The following is a 17131-nucleotide window of genomic DNA, read 5'->3' as shown; positions in this document are numbered from 1 at the left end:
ACTTTTTAAAGTGCGAAAGTTGAGTAATTAAGTAAATTTATATTAGTCACTATAATATTTGGTCATAAATCACTCCATTCTCTTGTAATAAATCAGTATTTATCATTTAATCAAAGATTTTCCGAGCACCTAAAAAAGCAGTAAAACTATTTCTAATCATTGTTCTACTGCTTTTTTAACATATTTATAATATTAAAAAAATAAATTGCATGGAGATTTTTTAACTCCCCTGAGTCTTTGGTCTGCTTGATGAAGCAAGAAATTTTTGTGTGATTTTCGTTTCTTTTAATGTATCTTCTTCATCCTTCGATATTTTGTATTTTTTCCTTGTTGCTTCGCCTCCGCGCAAATGACGGATTGCTTTATGATATTCAAGTATTTCTTTTACTTCCTGAGCCAGTTTAGGATTAATTTCCGGAAGCCGTTCTGTTAGATCTTTATGGACAGTGCTTTTGGATACGCCGAACTCTTTTGCAATCGTCCGGACTGTTTTTCTTGTTTCTACAACATGCCTCCCTATTTTAATTGTCCTTTCTTTGATGTAATCATGCACACCGTTCGCCCCCCTAAGTTGTAATTCCGAGGTGTCGCTTGGACAGGGTGTATGTTTTGGGATAGGACTTATGGATAAGCGGCTGACTATTTTTTATGTAGTCATTGGTCTAAAAAAGAAAAAGGGTTCCACTTTAGATGAATGGTATTTATAAATTACATGTCTTTTCACCTCAGACAGTTCGATTGCATGGTTTGTAATATCATCATATTAAAAAAATCGTTCCTTTATGCTTAAGTTTTGTACAAATAATCATGGGGACAAGGTGTATTTTCAAAAGTATGTTAATAAATTGCTTTTAGGGGAGTCCAAAAAGCCCAATAAAAAAATCCGGCAATGAATTTTATTCATCACCAGATTTTTGGTTTTCCCAGTTACTTTTATTATTCTTCAGACTCGTCCAGTTCTACATCAATTTCTTCGTCTTCACTTGGTGCTTCGTCTTGTTCTACATCTTGTTCTACATTTTCTTCTGCATCTTCTTCAGGCTCTACAACATCTTCTCCTGAAGTTGGTTCCTCACTTACTGCTTCATCTTCCGCAGTGCTATCTTCTACAGCAATGCTGGATGCCGGCTGTTCAAAGTAGCTTTCTGGATTTACTTCTGTACCATCTTTACGGATTTCAAAATGCAAGTGTGTTCCATTGTCTTTACCAAACAAGTTTTTACCAGCTGTTCCCAGCTTATCTCCTTGGGCAACTTGGTCACTTACAGAAACTGCTACATCTCCAAGACTAGCATAATACGTTTTTAAGTCTTCACCATGTGATAACACAACTACGTTACCTAGTAATGGGTCTTCCTTCACTTCTTCTACTGTTCCGCTGATAGATGCTAAGACATCAAAAGTTTCTGCATCTGCTGCTGCAATGTCTACTCCTGTACTTTGATAGTAACGATTGTTGTAAAGTACAAGTGCATTTTCTCTGTCTTCCTGCTCTGCGTTGTAATCAAAAAATTTAGTTACGATTTCTGCTTCATCTGTGTTTTCCAGTGGCATTCCTACCAATTCCTGCTGGTCAACTACTGGTACAGCATCTTCATCATTCATTGATGGAAGGTAGTGATCCTCTGCATTTCTTTGGTCATCCTGCTCTGAAACATCAGATCCTGCATTTTGATACCAAATGACTGACGCTAATAAAACAGCTGCAATACTTAAATACAATGCTGGGAAAAACCATTTCTTGCGGAAAATTTGGCTCCATTTATTTTTTGGGCCTTTGAATTCCTCTTTCATTTTCATCACCTCTGCAACCATTGTGAGCAGAAAAAGAGAATTATATACATGACTATGAAAAAAATTTTTGATTTTCATAATAAATAGGTTGCATAGAGGGTTTAGTAGAAACGTTTTTACCTTTACAATAAAAGTAGTTTTACCTATTTAGACAATTAAAAACCCCCGCTTAGTTAGAAACGAGGGTTGGTGCAATTTCACTTACCTGACTGATTTCTACATCTGTATAGTAGTAGTGAATAATGTCTTCATAGTTTTTTCCTTCTGCTGCCATGCCATTTGCGCCGTATTGGCTCATTCCGACACCATGCCCATAGCCCTGAGTCGTAAAAATCAGATGATTGTCACTCTGTTCAATGGTAAAATCACTGGATCTCAAGCCCAATTTATCGCGAAATTCCGGTCCTGTAAAAGCATTCCCGGCAACTGTTATTTCTTTTACCCTGCCGCTGTCTGTATGGCTGATTTCCATTGGGATTTTCTTATCATCCTGAAGCGGTATTTGTAATGCCTCCGATACTTCTGCGACACTCAGCGTTGTCTGACTGGTGAATTCTGGTGCATTCTTATCCCAGGGACTCTCTACACTGCGCAGATAGGCAACCTCACTCTCCCAATAATCCTCCGAGTTTTCCGTATATCCGTTACTTGTGGAGAAAAAAGAGGCTGTAATCGGTGCCTTATTATAAGTTATGATTTGTCCTTCTGTTTCCTTAACTGCCTGATTTATTTTATTCATTTTCTCCTGATATTCTGCTCCCCATTGCTCTTGCAGCTCCTGTTCACCTTTATATACCTGATGCTGTGTTGAATCAGTCAAATCATAGTTGCCATTCTTTTCTCCATTCAGCAGGAAGTTGACAGTAAATGTTCTCGCAGCAACTGCCTGGGCTTTTAACGCCTCCATTTCAAACTCTGTCGGCATTTCGGAGGAAACAACACCGGCAACATATTGCTCTACCGGAACATTCTCCACCTCGTCATTGCTCACCCGCATGACAGATACATCAAATGGAGATGCCCCGACCTCCACTGCTTCCTCCCCCGCCGCTGTTTCTTCAGAAGTATCCTCTGCCCCGTTTTCTTTATCAGGATTTTCTTCACCTGTATCCACCACTTCTACACCTGCACTAATTTGATTATCCGTCTTTGTAATCTGGACAATAATTGCCGGGACTGCCAGAATAAAAATAATCAGTACTGCAAAAACACCTATTATCATTTGCTTCCAAGGAGATGGGCGCTGATGATTATAATACGTTGATTTCCGGTTAGAAAAAGGTACGATTTTCTGTAATGGCTGGTTCGGTATCCTTTTCTTCTGCTGCAGCTGCTTCATTTTCTTATGAATTGCTGTGTTTTTCTGTTTATACTTTTTGTTATGCACGTTCCTCCTCCTTTTCTAAAACTTTCTGAATATCCTCTTAAGCTGTTTATCTATCATGCCTACTATTAAATCTATACATTTTATTGGCAAAATAGACCTTTTTCTTATGATAATTTTAGAGAAAAAATATGTGGAAGGCTGGAACTGCTCATAATATGTATGCATTCAAAAACCATAGAAGCTCTCCTTTATTCGTGCAAAGAGCATTCTATGGTTTTTAATTTTATTAAGCCTGTATTTCCTCTTCTTCAATTTCTCTCGACCGCTGTGGTCCAGTCGTCGGACTGTCTTTATAGTTCTCATCATAAAGATGGCAGGCAACGCGATGGCCGGACTTTATTTCCTGCCATATCGGCTTCACATCCTTGCATATATCCATTGCCATCGGGCACCTTGTCCGGAACACGCACCCTGAGGGCGGATTTATAGGGCTTGGCAATTCCCCCTCTAAAATAATCCGTTCTCTCTCTTCTTCTATATCCGGATCGGGAATAGGAATGGCTGATAGAAGAGCTTTTGTATATGGATGCAATGGATTCTCATAGAGATCCTCGCCATCGGTCTCCTCTACCAAATTCCCTAAATACATCACGCCAATCCGGTCTGAGAATTGCTTAACCATCGATAAATCATGGGCAATAAATAAAAATGTCAGCCCTTTTTCCCGCTGTAGCCGCTTCATCAGATTCACTACCTGTGCCTGTACGGAAACATCCAATGCAGAAATCGGCTCATCGGCAATAATAAAGTCCGGATTCAGTGCCAGCGCTCTCGCAATTCCGATCCGCTGCCGCTGTCCGCCGCTGAATTCATGTGGATAGCGGTTTACATGATCCCTGCTTAGTCCAACCTCCTCCAGCAGTTCGTACACACGGTTCATCAAATCCTTTTTCTTCTTAAAGATACCATGTACCTCTAAAGGCTCGGAGATAATTTCTCTGATGGTAGACCGTGGATTCAACGAAGCGTAGGGATCCTGAAAAATCATCTGCATCTTCCGGTAAAGCGCGAATTGTTCCTTTTCGCTTAATCCATGCACATTTTCATAATTAAACCAGACATCTCCGTCTGTTTTATCATATAATCCCAGAATCGTACGGCCGATAGTAGATTTTCCACAGCCGGATTCTCCAACCAGGCCATAGGTTTCCCCTTTAAAAATATGGAAGGATACACCATTGACTGCTTTTAAAATATCTGCCTTTCCAACATCAAAGTATTTCACAAGGTTTTTTACTTCCAGTATTTTATCTTCCATCTCTTCACCTCCAGTACCTTCTTGCTGCGCATAGCTCCCTTTCATACTTGGTTCCTTTTAAAGGTGTAATTTCAATTCCTTTTCCTGTTTGTGGTGAATGCAGCATCTCTCCATTTCCTTTATAGATGCCGACGTGATGAATTTCACCTTTTCCTTCCTGATATGCAAAGAAGAGTAAATCTCCCGGCTCTATTTTCTCAAAAGCAATCTCCTCACCTGCATCTGCCTGGTCCCCTGCATCACGGGCAATCCAGTAACCATTTGCTTTATGTGCCGCATATGCGAGCCCAGAGCAATCATAGCCAAAGGAGCTCATACCGCCCCAGAAATAATCGAGGCCGATAAAAGAGAGGCCGGCAGCCACAATATCTTCGCCGCTGCCCGGCTCTATGCCAGCTTTATTGGCAACTGTTATTGTTTTTTCTTTAGCAATCTGCTGTTTTCCTGTTGGAGTCTGCACATAAACATGTATATCATCCTCATCTAAGTAAGGTAAAATTGTTAAATAACTCAGCTGCATACTGATTTGCTCGTCTGGATCTTCCAGCCGGGCATCCTTTGCGATCACGACGCTATATTTATCCTGCAGCCAATTTTCTTTGTTAACACGTGTCAACTGCCGAATTGGAATATAGCCCGGATAGCCTCTTTTATCTTTTTTGGATGGCTGAAATGGAGCAATAACATGTGCCCACTCTCCTTCTTCCTCCAGAACAAGAACAGGCTCTCCATATAAAGTCTGCGACTGTACCAGATTGTCATTACATAAAGCTAAACCCTGCTCATAGGTTAAGCTGTTCACCCATTTAGGTATATCTGTCGGGCTTGAGATTCCATATTCATCCTCTGCTCTGGCAGACTGCGGATTAGTCCAAATTGTTGCGGCCTGCACATTTGTTACATGAAACATTTCCGGGAGCTTCTCAAACATCTCTTTCATTCTACCAACTCCTTTCATTTTCAATTACTTCCAAATAAGATTCCTTCACAGATTTTATTCCAAGCCCCGGCTGATTAGGAAATGTAATTTGATTTCCTTTTCCCACGTAATGAATACCGCCTTCTAAAATATCATCTGACAGCATAAGAGGTGCATCAAAGTCAAAGCGTGTCACTGCCGGATGGCTGGCTGCAAAATGAGCAGCTGCTGTAATTCCCAGTTTAGTCTCAATCATGCTCCCTGCCATACAGGAGATTCCATAAGCTTCACAAAGGTTCGCAATTTTTATCGCCTGGTGGATTCCTCCAGACTTCATCAGCTTAATATTAATCAAATCTGCAGCACCCATTTTCAGGACACTCCGTGCATCGTGCACAGAGAATACAGCTTCATCCGCCATAATTGGCGTTGTGGTATGGTCGGTAATATATTTAAGCCCGGTGATATCATAGGCTGGCACAGGCTGTTCTACCAATTCAATATTTAAGCCCAGCTCTTCCATTTTTGTTATTGCTTTAACAGCTTCTTTTGCGGTCCAGCCCTGATTTGCATCTAATCGGATCAGAACATCCTCTCCTGCCGCTTTCCGGACAGCAGCTATCCGTTCTATATCTTTGTCTGCCGAATCTTTACCTACCTTTACCTTTAAAATATCGAACCCATTTTCTTTATATAATTTTGCATCCTTCTGCATTTGATCAATCTTATTCACACTGACGGTATAATCATTTTCAATCTGAGAACGGTATCCTCCCAAATATTGATATAAAGGCTGATTTGCTGCTTGTGCCAGACAATCATATAACGCCATATCCACAGCAGCCTTTGCACTGGTATTATGAACAATCGCCTTCTCCAGCTGCGTAAAAATATGTGCGTAGGATGATAACTCTGCATCCTTTAAAATCGGGCGGATTACCTTATCGATTGTGTAGTGGATGCTTGCCAGACTATCTCCTGTAATCACATGCGTCGGCGGGGCCTCTCCCCAGCCGAGGACGCCATTATCACAGGTGATTTTCACAAAAATACTTTCTGCAACAGTTACCGTTCGCAGTGCTGTTTTAAAAGGTGTATGCAAAGGGATCGAGCTATGATAAAGTTCTAAATCAACTATCTTCACGGTAAACGCCCCTTTCTAAATATATGACTCCTCTTATATGCTTAACGCACTCCCGGTGACAGCTGGAGAGTCTTCGTCCTGCTGGATAAAGTTGCTTCTACTCCCAAAGGAATAGAGAAATGTGGAAAGCAATGACCAATTCGGAAACCGGCAATAACCGGCTTTCTATAATTTTTAAAATAATGCTTCCAAACTTCTTCCAATCTCAGACTTGGTTGTACTTTAGGGTCTGCTTCTGCAAAATCACCGATAATTATCCCGGCAGCCTGCTGCAGCTTGCCGGCCAAACGCAGCTGATTCATCATCGCGTCAACCCGGTAAGGCTCCTCACCAATATCCTCTATGAATAATAATTTATCCTTTGTGGAAATTTCATAAGGGGTGCCAAGCGTTTGTACAAGCAGCGACAGATTTCCGCCGACGATTTTCCCTGAGGCCTCTCCTTCTCGATAGACAGTAAGCCGGGAAATACTCTCCGAATAAATAAGGTTAGTCGGACCAAACAGCTGCCTGAATAATTGACTCGAAAGTGTATCAAAGTCTTTTTTCACCATATCCGATGCCGGCATTGGACCGTGAAAAGTAATTAAGCCGGTCGCTTGGCGGATTGCTGTATGTAAAAATGTAATATCACTGTATCCCCAGATAATTTTAGGGTTCTTTTTGATTAATTCCATGTCTATTTTATCAATGATGCGACCTGTTCCATAACCTCCCCTTGCGAAAATAATTGCTTTCACATTCCGGTCAGCAACCATTCGATGAAAATCGGCTAAACGATTTGTGTCCTTCCCTGCTAAATAGCCATATTGATCATAGACATGTTCTCCTAACTTTATCTTTAAGCCCATATTTTCAAAAAAGGAGAATGATCTTTCCAGTTTTTCTTGCTCTATAGGACCTGCCGGCGCAATAATTCCAATGGTATCCCCAGGCTTTAAACGATAAGAAAGCATGTATGTATCCCCCTTTTCCGACAAACAGGAAAGTATATTTCTTTAAAATAGAGATAGGCTCAAGGGACCTGAAGGCCGGTACATGAGCCTATCTATTTTCTTATTCTGTCTTGTCTGCGTATTTCAGATCAAAGTATCCTACCGGATGACGAAGAATTCCTTCCACACCATCTGCTTCAAGTACAACTACATTGTAGTAGCGGATTGGCATAGCAATCATTTCTTCAGCCAGAATTCTTTCAGCCTCATATAAATACTCATAGCGCTGCTCTTCATCTGTTTCACTTTTACCTTTTTCAATAAGCTCATCGTATTCTTCACTTGAAAAACCAGTCCGATTCATATAAGAATCCGTTATAAAGCTTTCCAGGAAGTTGACCGGGTCAGCATAATCATTAAGAAACGAACTTCTGGAGAACTGTAATTCAAGGTTTTGCTGTGCTTCTGCGAATACGTTCCATTCCTGATTTTCCAGTGTGACATCGACACCCAAGTTTTCACTCAACATATTTTGCATTGTTTCTGCTACTGCCTGGTTAACATCACTAGTACTGTAAGTTAAAACAATCGGCGGAAGTTCGTCATATCCTTCTTCCTGCATTCCTTCTTCCAGCAGTTCCTGAGCAAGCTCCGGATCAAATGACAGCAAATCACCATTTTCTTCACGGAAATCTTTTCCGTCCGGCGCTGTAAAGCCTGGTGATACAAAACCATATGCCGGTTCTACTCCCTGTTTTACTACGTATTCTGCAATATCATCTCTGTTAATTGCGTAAGAAATTGCCTGCCTGATTTTCTTATTTTGAAATGGCTCTTCTGTCAGATTAAAACGATAGAATTCCAGACCGCCGCTTTCGCCGATAAATACATTGTCTCCATCAATTAATTCATCTGACATTTCTGGAGGAATGCTCGCTGTATCTAACTCACCTGTCTGGAACATTTGGTATTGTGAATTCGTGTTATTCACCATGGAAAAATGCACATAATCTAAATTAACTGCATCGGCATCCCAATACTCCGGATTCTTGGCAAAAATCATTTCACTGTCATGCTCCCATGAGTCCAGCATAAATGGCCCATTTGCCACAAATGTATCTGCTTCTGCATACCAGTCAGGTGTTTCTTCTGCAACCTGATGATTAATCGGGAAAAATGCCGGATTTGTAAGCAGGTCTAAGAAAAATCCAGTCGGCTGGATTAAAACAACTTCCAATGTCTTATCATCAATGGCAGTTACATTCACATCATCGGCTGATCCTTCACCGCTGTTATATTCCTCGCCGCCTTCAATGTAGTAAGCTAAAAATGCTGCCGCAGAAGCTGTTTCTGGATCTAACATATGCTTCCAGGCAAAGACAAAGTCCTCTGCTACTACCGGATCCCCATTGGACCAGTTGGCATCTTCACGTATATGAAAGGTATACGTCAAACCATCTTCAGAAATGTCCCAGCTCTCTGCCACACCTTCAGCAGCCTCTGAATTTTCATCTAAACGCGTTAACCCTTCCATCAGGTTGTTCAAAGGATCCCAGGATAGCTGATCAAATCCAACTGACGGATCGAATGATGTCGGTTCCTGGCCGTTATTAATATATAATGTCTTTCCATCCAGATCTGGCGTTTCTTCTGCTGCTTCACCATCTTCACCATTACCTTCTTCTGTTGTGTCTGTATTCTCCGGCGCTTCCCCAGCATCCTCATTCGCTGTACATGCAGCGAGAAATAGTGCCGTTAACATCACCAGGAGAACCCATAAAAGCTTCCTTTCCTTCATTGTCTTGCCCCCTTTTTAAGTTTGTAAGACCTCAGCAGCTATAAGCTGCTTAGCCCGTTCATCCTGCAGCCAGCAATCCACTTGATGTGAATCACTGACTCTATTGGAAACGGGATAAACTTTATCACACACCTCCATCGCAAAAGGACAGCGTGCCGTAAATGGACATCCTTTTGGAGGTGAGAATAAATCAGGTGGAGTGCCGGCAATCGGCTTCAGCTCTTCTTTTGCGTCTAATCTAGGGACAGAATTCAGCAGCCCCTGCGTATATGGATGCTCCGGCCGATAGAATATGTCCCGCTTACTTCCAGATTCAATAATTTTTCCAGCGTACATGACGATAATACGGTCCGCTATTTTTGCAACAACACCTAAATCATGCGTAATCAAAATAATTGATACACCAGTCCGCTGCTGAATCGTTGAAAACAGCTCCAGTATCTGTGCTTGAATCGTTACGTCCAATGCAGTTGTCGGCTCATCTGCTATCAGTAAATCAGGGTCACAAATAAGTGCAATAGCTATGACAATCCGCTGACGCATTCCTCCGCTGAATTGGTGAGGATATTGTTTTAAGCGTTCTTCCGGATTGGGAATACCAACCAGATCCATCATTTCAATCGCTTTTTGCTTCGCTTGAGTACCTGTAATTTTCTTATGTTCTTTTAAACCTTCCATAAGCTGTGTACCTATCGTTAAGGTCGGATTCAACGCTGTCATTGGGTCTTGAAAAATCATAGAAATATCAACACCGCGAATGGCACGCATTTTTTTCTCTGAATAAGCTGCTAAATCCTGTCCTTTAAAAATAATGGAGCCCTTTGTAATTTTTCCTGGAGGATCTGGAATCAGCCGCATAATGGCATTAGAGGTAACGCTCTTACCACATCCTGATTCACCGACAATCGCCAGTGTTTCCCCTTTATCCAAGTGAAAATTGACACCTCTGACAGCTTGGACTGTCCCTCCATAGGTTGTAAATGTAACATGCAAATCATTTACTTCAAGTATTCTTTCCAAGTTGTCCACCTACTTTCTTAATTTCGGATCGAGCGCATCCTGAAGACCGTCTCCCAGCACATTAAAAGCAAACATCGTAAAGGAAATAAAGAATGCCGGGAAGAACAATGTCCACCAGTTTCCGGATAAAATAGCCCCCAGCGAATCATTTGCCATTACTCCCCAGCTGGCAAATGGAGCCTGAATTCCCAGACCGATAAAACTTAAAAATGCTTCGGCAAATATTGCTGATGGGATCGTCAAAGTCATCTGAACAATAATCGGCCCCATCGCATTCGGCAGGAGATTCTTCCGGATAATCCGGGATGTTTTTGTGCCAAATGACTTAGATGCGAGGACAAATTCATAATTCTTTATTTGCAAAACCTGTCCCCGCACGATTCGGGCCATCCCTACCCAGCCGGTGATTGTCAGTGCCAGAATAATGGTTCCAAGGCTTGGACCGAGCACAACTAAGAGTAAAATAACAACTAATAAGTATGGTAAACCATATAAAACTTCAATAATACGCATCATCACGTTATCAGTACGGCCACCTTTATAGCCGGAGATTCCTCCCCAGATAATACCGATGGTTACATCGATTAAAGCAGCTATAAAACCTACAAACAAGGATATTCTGGCGCCATACCAAGTACGTGTAAAAACATCTCTCCCTGCATTATCTGTACCGAACCAATGCTCCATAGACGGCGGCTGATATTGATCGGGAAGGCTCTGTCTATTCACCTCATAAGGTGAGAGTATTGGACCGATAATTGCCATAATAGTAAGCAGCACCAAAAATATAAGACCAAGCATAGCCATTTTATTTTTAACTAAGCGGCGCCAGGCATCCTGCCAATAGGACAGGGATGGACGGGATACTTGTTCCAGCTTTTCTTTATCCCGCTCTTTCCAGGAAAACCATTCATCAGGGACATTGGCAGCAGTTTGCGTGTATTCGATCTCTTCTTTTGATTTCATCTTTATTTGCCCCCTTTTTGATGCATTTTAATCCGTGGATCGAGTATGCCGTAAACAATATCCACAATAAAAAGCATAATAATCAAGAAGGCACTGTAGAAAACAGTCGTCCCCATAATAACCGGGTAGTCACGCTGATTAATACTTTCCACAAAGTATCTTCCCATTCCCGGGATCGCAAAAATTTGTTCAATCACAAAGGTTCCTGTCAAAATTCCGGCAAATAGAGTCCCCATAATCGTTACTACTGGCATTAATGCGTTTCTAAGCGCATGTTTAAAGATTACCTTCCAAGGAGACAAGCCCTTTGCTCTAGCCATTTTGATATAATCCTGTGTCAGCACCTCCAGCATGGTGGAGCGAGTCAGCCGGGCAATGATTGCCATTGGGCCAGTGGCCAGCGCAAGCACCGGCAGCACCATATGAGCAGGGCTTCTCCAGGTAGCTGTCGGGAATATTTCCAGGTTTACAGCCAACTGTTGGATAAGAAGTGTCGCTAAAATAAAGTTTGGTATGGAAATACCTAAAACTGCTATTCCCATTGTTAAATAATCCAGAAATCCGTTATGTCTGAGCGCGGCAATGATTCCAACTAGTATCCCTGAAACTACTGCAACGGCAATCGTGATAATCCCCAGCTCAAAAGAAATCGGAAATCCTCTCGATAAGAGATCGTTCACAGTCTGGTTAGGTTGTTTGATAGAAGGTCCAAAATCAAAAGTGACAATCGATTTTATGTAGAGCAGATATTGTATGTAATAAGGCTGATCCAGATTATAATGGGCCTCCAGGTTGGCCTGTACCGTCGCATTGGAGGACTGATCGCTATTAAAAGGAGAGCCGGGTATATTAATCATCAATATAAAAGTAAGTGTAATAATCACCCATAGTGTGATAATCATAATTAATAAACGCTTTAAAATATATTTCAGCATATGTTTCACCACGCTATCCTAAAATTTTTCATACACTATTCCTGTCAGACATCCCCTTCATAAATAGAAGGAGAAAAGTAAGCTTGTATAAATAAGAGAATAAACCGGCTTGTTATTAATGATAAATATGTTTGTTTTTTGTATTCATTACACTTTAAGAGGATGTTCAAGAACTCTAAGAAAAAGTTGTCTGCATTGCTAATTCTGTCATTACCAGCATAGCTTGATAGGCTTCCTTTATATCTTTTGCCTGAAAACGGACTTTTGTTGTGCCTGGAATCCATATTGTTCCTGGCATTAAATTCGCCCATTCTGCCTGACCGCTATTATTAAACTCCATTGTCAGCTCCGGCTTTTCTGGAGGTATCAGCGGCTTTACAAGACCGCGTTGATCGAGGGCAAGCTTGACTTTTTCCTTAAGCAGCAGCCCGGCTTTTTTTGGTGTTAAACTTTTTACGGATGATCTGGAAATGGTCTCTTTCACAGCAGCAGTAGTCACATTAGGTATTAATTTCTCTGCTTCTGCTGCTGCCTGATCATCTCCTGCTACAAATAAAACAGGGACACCATAATATCCGGCAAGATAGGCATTCATCCCCATTTCACCAATACAATGATCATTAATATAGAAATTCCTGACAGCATGTATCATGGAATGTGACATCACTCCATACTGTCCAGCTCTTGCATGATAGCCTACAAAAAAAGCACCGCTATACGTATCATTTAAACCTTGCATCATTGAAAACGGTTTCACTTCTCCGGTTATTAAAAGTGCATCCGGATGAATTCGATCAATAAGCAAATTATTCATCTTAGAATGACTGTCATTAACTAAAACTTCTTCGGCTCCATAATCAAACGTAGCCTGAATGACATAATTCGCTTCCTCCGTCATGATTTTTCGGGCTCTTTCATAATTATGCTTTCTCCAGTCTACAAAGGTAGCATCTGGAAGACCAGTTATTCCTTCCATATCAACGGACATATAAATTTTCATTCTCATCATCCAATCGAAATATTAGTAATTTTCTCTAAATATAGCATGTTTTTGCCAAAGTGAGAAGAGATATATTGGAAAAAAGTGAATTGATATTCATTTTATTTTCTAACCATTTTTCAGAAAAACGAATAGACTGCTATTTAAGCATAACATATTACTAATCATATCTATTTAATACGAATTCAAAAATAATTCTTAATACCTATATACGCTGTATAGAAATATATACTGCTACCATTTAGGAGCATTCTAACAATCATTTGATCTTTAAAGTTTTGGTGTTCTTGCCAAGAAGATGTCCGCTCCGGGGAGCCGCTCCCATCTATGAATAAATATGCTTCATTTTGCTTTCTTACAAGAAATGAAACTAATGCAAGCGGACATTTTTTGGTGGAACGAATAATTGTAGTCCTAGTTCCGTTGAAAAGAGTAGCGCGGGAATAAATGCCCTTCTTTTTTACTAGGGGTATAAGCGACACTTTAGCTCTGGCTGCACCTATAGTTTAGGAGCCACAGAAAACGTAGTGTATTTCTGGGCCTAATAAGATTACTTGCCCAATCAAACCCGTTGGAGCTGCTATCTTTTATATAGATTGTAATAAATCAAAAAAAGATGTACCCGCATAAGGTACATCTTTTTTTGATTTATTCATAGTTAATTATTCAGTGATAAATTCATTTAATTCGACATTTTCTTCTACGCCCAACGGCTGAATCACGACACCATTTTCATCGATGCGTCTAATGTCTGCGCCAAGATTCGCTAATTTACCTACGATATCGACATATCCGCGATCTAAGTGTTTTAATTCTGTAACCCTTGTATAGCCTTCACTTACAAGTCCTGCAAGGATAAGTGCTGCCGCTGCACGTAAATCTGTAGCTGCTACTTCTGCACCTTGAAGTTCAGAAAGACCTTCGATAATCACACTGCGACCTTCAATTTTAATATTCGCATTCATACGGCGGAATTCTTCCACATGCATGAAACGATTCTCAAATACAGTTTCTGTTATTACGCTTGTTCCTTTAGCACACAACATCAATGCCATCATTTGTGATTGCATATCTGTTGGGAAACCGGGATGAGGTAAGGTTTTGATGTCTGTAGAGCGAATAGCATCGGAGCCAATAACCCGTAAGCCGCCATCTTCGTCTAAAACTTGAACGTTCATTTCCTCTAATTTTGAAACAACAGAACTTAAATGTTCACGTACAGCATTTTCTATTAATATGTTTCCATTTGTAATTGCTGCTGCAACCATAAATGTTCCTGCTTCAATACGATCTGGAATCATTGTATGTTCTGTACCATGAAGTTTCTCCACACCAATAATACGAATTGTTTCTGTACCAGCTCCAACAATTCTTGCTCCCATTTTATTCAGGTAGTTAGCTAAGTCAACAATTTCAGGTTCTTTCGCTGCATTTTCGATAACAGTTTTTCCATCTGCTAATGCAGCTGCCATCATAATGTTTTCTGTAGCTCCTACACTTGGCATATCTAAATAAATTTTCGCACCTTGAAGACGGCCGTTTGATTTTGCTTCTACAAAACCATTACCGACATGAATGTCAGCGCCCATTGCTTCAAAGCCTTTTAAGTGTAAATCAATTGGACGTGATCCAATTGCACATCCTCCCGGCATAGCTACCTTTGCGTGTCCATAGCGGGCTAATAACGGTCCCAGCACAAGCACGGATGCACGCATTTTTCTTACATATTCAAATGGGGCTTCTGTTTCCAACTTGTTAGAAGCGTCAATCATTACTGTATTTTCTGTTGAATCAAATTCCACATTGGCATTTAAGTTTCGAAGTACTTCATTAATTGTGTATACATCTGCTAATACTGGCACTTCTTTTATAATACTTTTTCCTTCACTAGCAATTAAGCTAGCAGCAAGTACAGGCAGGACTGCGTTTTTAGCACCTTCTACACGTACAGTGCCTTCTAACTTTCGTCCGCCACCAACGATGATTTTTTCCATGTCATAAATCCCCTTCAGAATCTAATTTCCCTATTATTAATATTCATTGATTAGGATAGGTGTTCCTACCATAAAACTTATTTCCCCTTGACGATCAGCAACAGCAGCAATTTGCACATTTTTTGGGTTATTTTCCATGTAATAAAACTGCTCCCATGTTTTTGTATACCCATATGTACTTTTTTCAATCCTTGAATTTTCTATATTGTCATATTTAGTCGATATATGCTTTATATTAAAATATATTTTTGCTTTATTTACAAATACATCGTGATTCATTATACCACTATCTTGTACAGATAGACAAGTATATAATTGTGACTCTTTTGTTAAATAATCCTTTAGTATAGCTGTTTTTTCTTTCTGATACTTTTGGCTTATTTGATTATCCCAATCAGTCCCGTGCAATACAATAATTACTTCTGCTGATTCATTCTTATCCAAAGGAAGAATCACATTATATATTACGTAGAAAGGATCATTTTTGTGACGACTTTCAAATGTATATTTTAAACGGTTTTCATCCTTATCCTCATATGATGTATACTTTGCTTCCAAGCTTTGAATAAGACCCTCTGCACGCTCTGTTTCCAGCTGTTCTTTCATTGTAACCTCCCAAAAGTTAATTGACAGATCATACTCTTCTGCAAAAGCCGCTAAGTCTTCCATTTCATCTGTCTGATGAGGCTGACTGAAGGCTTGATTCACAACAAAGCAAATAACAAGCAGTAAGCAAAAAGCCTGCTTTTTAAGCTGAACCGGATTTTGAAATGCATGAAAGAATCTTACGTTTGTAAAGGGGAAATTAGAACTGAAAAGAATTCTATGAAACATAAAAAACCCTCCTATCAAATCTATTAATCTTAGTTTTGACAGAAGTGTTTAGTTCAATACATATTTATGAAAGAAAACAGATAAATTAAATCACCTGACCATTTTAATATATCGAGGAAAAAATTGCTTACTCCTGTTCCGATAACAATCGTTATAAACAAAAGAAAAACTCTCGCTTCGGCAGATCTTCCTTTTTTAAATATTGTTTCAATCCGAATCGCTGTAATAACTTTCCAGGTCAGATAAATAAACATGAGATGTGAAAAGATACTGATTAAAGCCAATTGGCCTGCTGAAAACATGGAAATCTCCTTTCTTTCAATGGTGGATTAAAAATTACCTCATAGGAATATATGATGACAATTTCATTAGAGATTATATGGTGAGTACTCACACCCCGCAAAATGGATGGCAATTTTAAAATTTTTACTCTAATTCATCCGCATTGAAAAAGTAAGTAAATAAATATCTAATCCAACTTTTATATTTTGTCTTATAATGCAAAATCATATTTGCATCAAATCATTTCCCGGGAAATTATAACATATTTCGCTTTTTTTTCGGTAATCACTACTTTAAGAATGAATTACAGTGTCAATTTATGATGATTTTTTCTACTGCTTATAAAATAAACTCCCTGCCTAAATAAATGGACAAGGAGTTTATTTCAAAATATTCTCTTATGAATTTGCGATTTCCAGACGATTAATTGCCCGTTTTAATGCAAGTTCAGCACGATATCTATCTATTGTATCGCTTTTATCCTGAAGACGTTTCTCCGCACGTTCTTTTGCCTCTTTTGCACGCAGAATATCAATATGATCAGCGGTTTCAGCAGACTGTGCCAGGATAGTAACCTTATCAGGCTGTACTTCCATAAAACCTCCACTGATTGCAACCTGCCGCGTATCGCCTGCTTTTTTCAAGCGGGCAATACTAATCTGTAATGGAGCGACAAGCGGAATATGTTTTGGCAGGATACCAATTTCACCGGTTTCCGCTTTACAGACGACCATATCAAAGCTATCTTCCAGAATCGGACCTTCAGGAGTGACGACACTTACTGTTAATGTACTCACTGTTTACCCCTCCTAACAGCTGGCTGGAAGGCCTTAAAGGATGATACACTTTTATGAATTATCCTCAG

At 40.0% G+C, this 17131-nt stretch carries 16 protein-coding genes; all 16 read right to left on the bottom strand.

From position 1 onward, the window contains the following. Positions 1-220: 220 nt before the first annotated feature. Positions 221-553, bottom strand: coding sequence for a sporulation transcriptional regulator SpoIIID (spoIIID, locus tag OSO01_RS21210; protein ID WP_147212457.1), 333 nt, complete (start codon positions 551-553; stop codon positions 221-223). A 383-nt stretch (positions 554-936) separates the two neighbouring features. Beyond that, positions 937-1794 (bottom strand): stage II sporulation protein SpoIIQ, encoded by an 858-nt coding sequence (gene spoIIQ, locus OSO01_RS21205; protein ID WP_147212456.1) that lies wholly within the window; start codon positions 1792-1794, stop codon positions 937-939. Between the two features lie 169 nt (positions 1795-1963). Further along, complete coding sequence (spoIID, locus tag OSO01_RS21200; protein WP_246145271.1) at positions 1964-3181, bottom strand: stage II sporulation protein D; 1218 nt, start codon at positions 3179-3181, stop codon at positions 1964-1966. A gap of 226 nt (positions 3182-3407) precedes the next feature. After that, a complete protein-coding gene (locus tag OSO01_RS21195) occupies positions 3408-4439 on the bottom strand; it encodes an ABC transporter ATP-binding protein (RefSeq protein WP_147212455.1) in 1032 nt (343 codons plus the stop codon). A gap of 4 nt (positions 4440-4443) precedes the next feature. Next, positions 4444-5379: a C40 family peptidase gene (locus OSO01_RS21190; RefSeq protein WP_147212454.1), complete on the bottom strand. Its 936-nt coding sequence runs from the start codon at positions 5377-5379 to the stop codon at positions 4444-4446. Between the two features lies 1 nt (position 5380). Next, positions 5381-6502 (bottom strand): mandelate racemase/muconate lactonizing enzyme family protein, encoded by a 1122-nt coding sequence (locus OSO01_RS21185; RefSeq protein WP_147212453.1) that lies wholly within the window; start codon positions 6500-6502, stop codon positions 5381-5383. A 41-nt stretch (positions 6503-6543) separates the two neighbouring features. After that, positions 6544-7458 carry a S66 peptidase family protein gene (locus tag OSO01_RS21180; RefSeq protein WP_147212452.1) on the bottom strand — a complete coding sequence of 305 codons (915 nt, stop codon included), beginning with the start codon at positions 7456-7458 and terminating at the stop codon, positions 6544-6546. 100 nt (positions 7459-7558) lie between these two features. After that, positions 7559-9235, bottom strand: coding sequence for a peptide ABC transporter substrate-binding protein (locus OSO01_RS21175; RefSeq protein ID WP_147212451.1), 1677 nt, complete (start codon positions 9233-9235; stop codon positions 7559-7561). Positions 9236-9250: 15 nt separating this feature from the next. Next, complete coding sequence (locus OSO01_RS21170; protein WP_147212450.1) at positions 9251-10255, bottom strand: ABC transporter ATP-binding protein; 1005 nt, start codon at positions 10253-10255, stop codon at positions 9251-9253. 9 nt (positions 10256-10264) lie between these two features. Beyond that, positions 10265-11221, bottom strand: coding sequence for an ABC transporter permease (locus tag OSO01_RS21165; RefSeq protein ID WP_147212449.1), 957 nt, complete (start codon positions 11219-11221; stop codon positions 10265-10267). Positions 11222-11223: 2 nt separating this feature from the next. Further along, a complete protein-coding gene (locus OSO01_RS21160; RefSeq protein ID WP_147212448.1) occupies positions 11224-12156 on the bottom strand; it encodes an ABC transporter permease in 933 nt (310 codons plus the stop codon). A gap of 175 nt (positions 12157-12331) precedes the next feature. Further along, positions 12332-13156, bottom strand: a complete 825-nt coding sequence (dppA, locus tag OSO01_RS21155; protein ID WP_147212447.1) for a D-aminopeptidase DppA — start codon at positions 13154-13156, stop codon at positions 12332-12334. Positions 13157-13818: 662 nt separating this feature from the next. Then, positions 13819-15150, bottom strand: coding sequence for a UDP-N-acetylglucosamine 1-carboxyvinyltransferase (gene murA / locus OSO01_RS21150; RefSeq protein ID WP_147212446.1), 1332 nt, complete (start codon positions 15148-15150; stop codon positions 13819-13821). A gap of 36 nt (positions 15151-15186) precedes the next feature. Further along, complete coding sequence (locus OSO01_RS21145) at positions 15187-15984, bottom strand: YwmB family TATA-box binding protein (protein WP_147212445.1); 798 nt, start codon at positions 15982-15984, stop codon at positions 15187-15189. Between the two features lie 53 nt (positions 15985-16037). Beyond that, positions 16038-16286: a DUF1146 family protein gene (locus OSO01_RS21140; protein WP_147212444.1), complete on the bottom strand. Its 249-nt coding sequence runs from the start codon at positions 16284-16286 to the stop codon at positions 16038-16040. A 378-nt stretch (positions 16287-16664) separates the two neighbouring features. Beyond that, a complete protein-coding gene (locus OSO01_RS21135; RefSeq protein WP_147212443.1) occupies positions 16665-17063 on the bottom strand; it encodes a F0F1 ATP synthase subunit epsilon in 399 nt (132 codons plus the stop codon). Between the last annotated feature and the right edge of the window lie 68 nt (positions 17064-17131).

The organism is Oceanobacillus sojae, assembly GCF_007991515.1.
GTDB lineage: Bacteria > Bacillota > Bacilli > Bacillales > Amphibacillaceae > Oceanobacillus > Oceanobacillus sojae.
This window is presented reverse-complemented; position numbering and strand designations above follow the sequence as displayed.

Excerpts from the sequence above, each read along its gene's own strand:
- murA (WP_147212446.1), bottom strand. The coding sequence starts at position 15,150 with ATGGAAAAAATCATCGTTGGTGGCGGACGAAAGTTAGAAGGCACTGTA.
- OSO01_RS21165 (WP_147212449.1), bottom strand. The coding sequence starts at position 11,221 with ATGAAATCAAAAGAAGAGATCGAATACACGCAAACTGCTGCCAATGTC.
- dppA (WP_147212447.1), bottom strand. The coding sequence starts at position 13,156 with ATGAAAATTTATATGTCCGTTGATATGGAAGGAATAACTGGTCTTCCA.
- OSO01_RS21190 (WP_147212454.1), bottom strand. The coding sequence starts at position 5,379 with ATGAAAGAGATGTTTGAGAAGCTCCCGGAAATGTTTCATGTAACAAAT.
- spoIIQ (WP_147212456.1), bottom strand. The coding sequence starts at position 1,794 with ATGAAAGAGGAATTCAAAGGCCCAAAAAATAAATGGAGCCAAATTTTC.
- OSO01_RS21175 (WP_147212451.1), bottom strand. The coding sequence starts at position 9,235 with ATGAAGGAAAGGAAGCTTTTATGGGTTCTCCTGGTGATGTTAACGGCA.
- OSO01_RS21140 (WP_147212444.1), bottom strand. The coding sequence starts at position 16,286 with ATGTTTTCAGCAGGCCAATTGGCTTTAATCAGTATCTTTTCACATCTC.
- OSO01_RS21195 (WP_147212455.1), bottom strand. The coding sequence starts at position 4,439 with ATGGAAGATAAAATACTGGAAGTAAAAAACCTTGTGAAATACTTTGAT.
- OSO01_RS21180 (WP_147212452.1), bottom strand. The coding sequence starts at position 7,458 with ATGCTTTCTTATCGTTTAAAGCCTGGGGATACCATTGGAATTATTGCG.
- OSO01_RS21145 (WP_147212445.1), bottom strand. The coding sequence starts at position 15,984 with ATGTTTCATAGAATTCTTTTCAGTTCTAATTTCCCCTTTACAAACGTA.
- OSO01_RS21160 (WP_147212448.1), bottom strand. The coding sequence starts at position 12,156 with ATGCTGAAATATATTTTAAAGCGTTTATTAATTATGATTATCACACTA.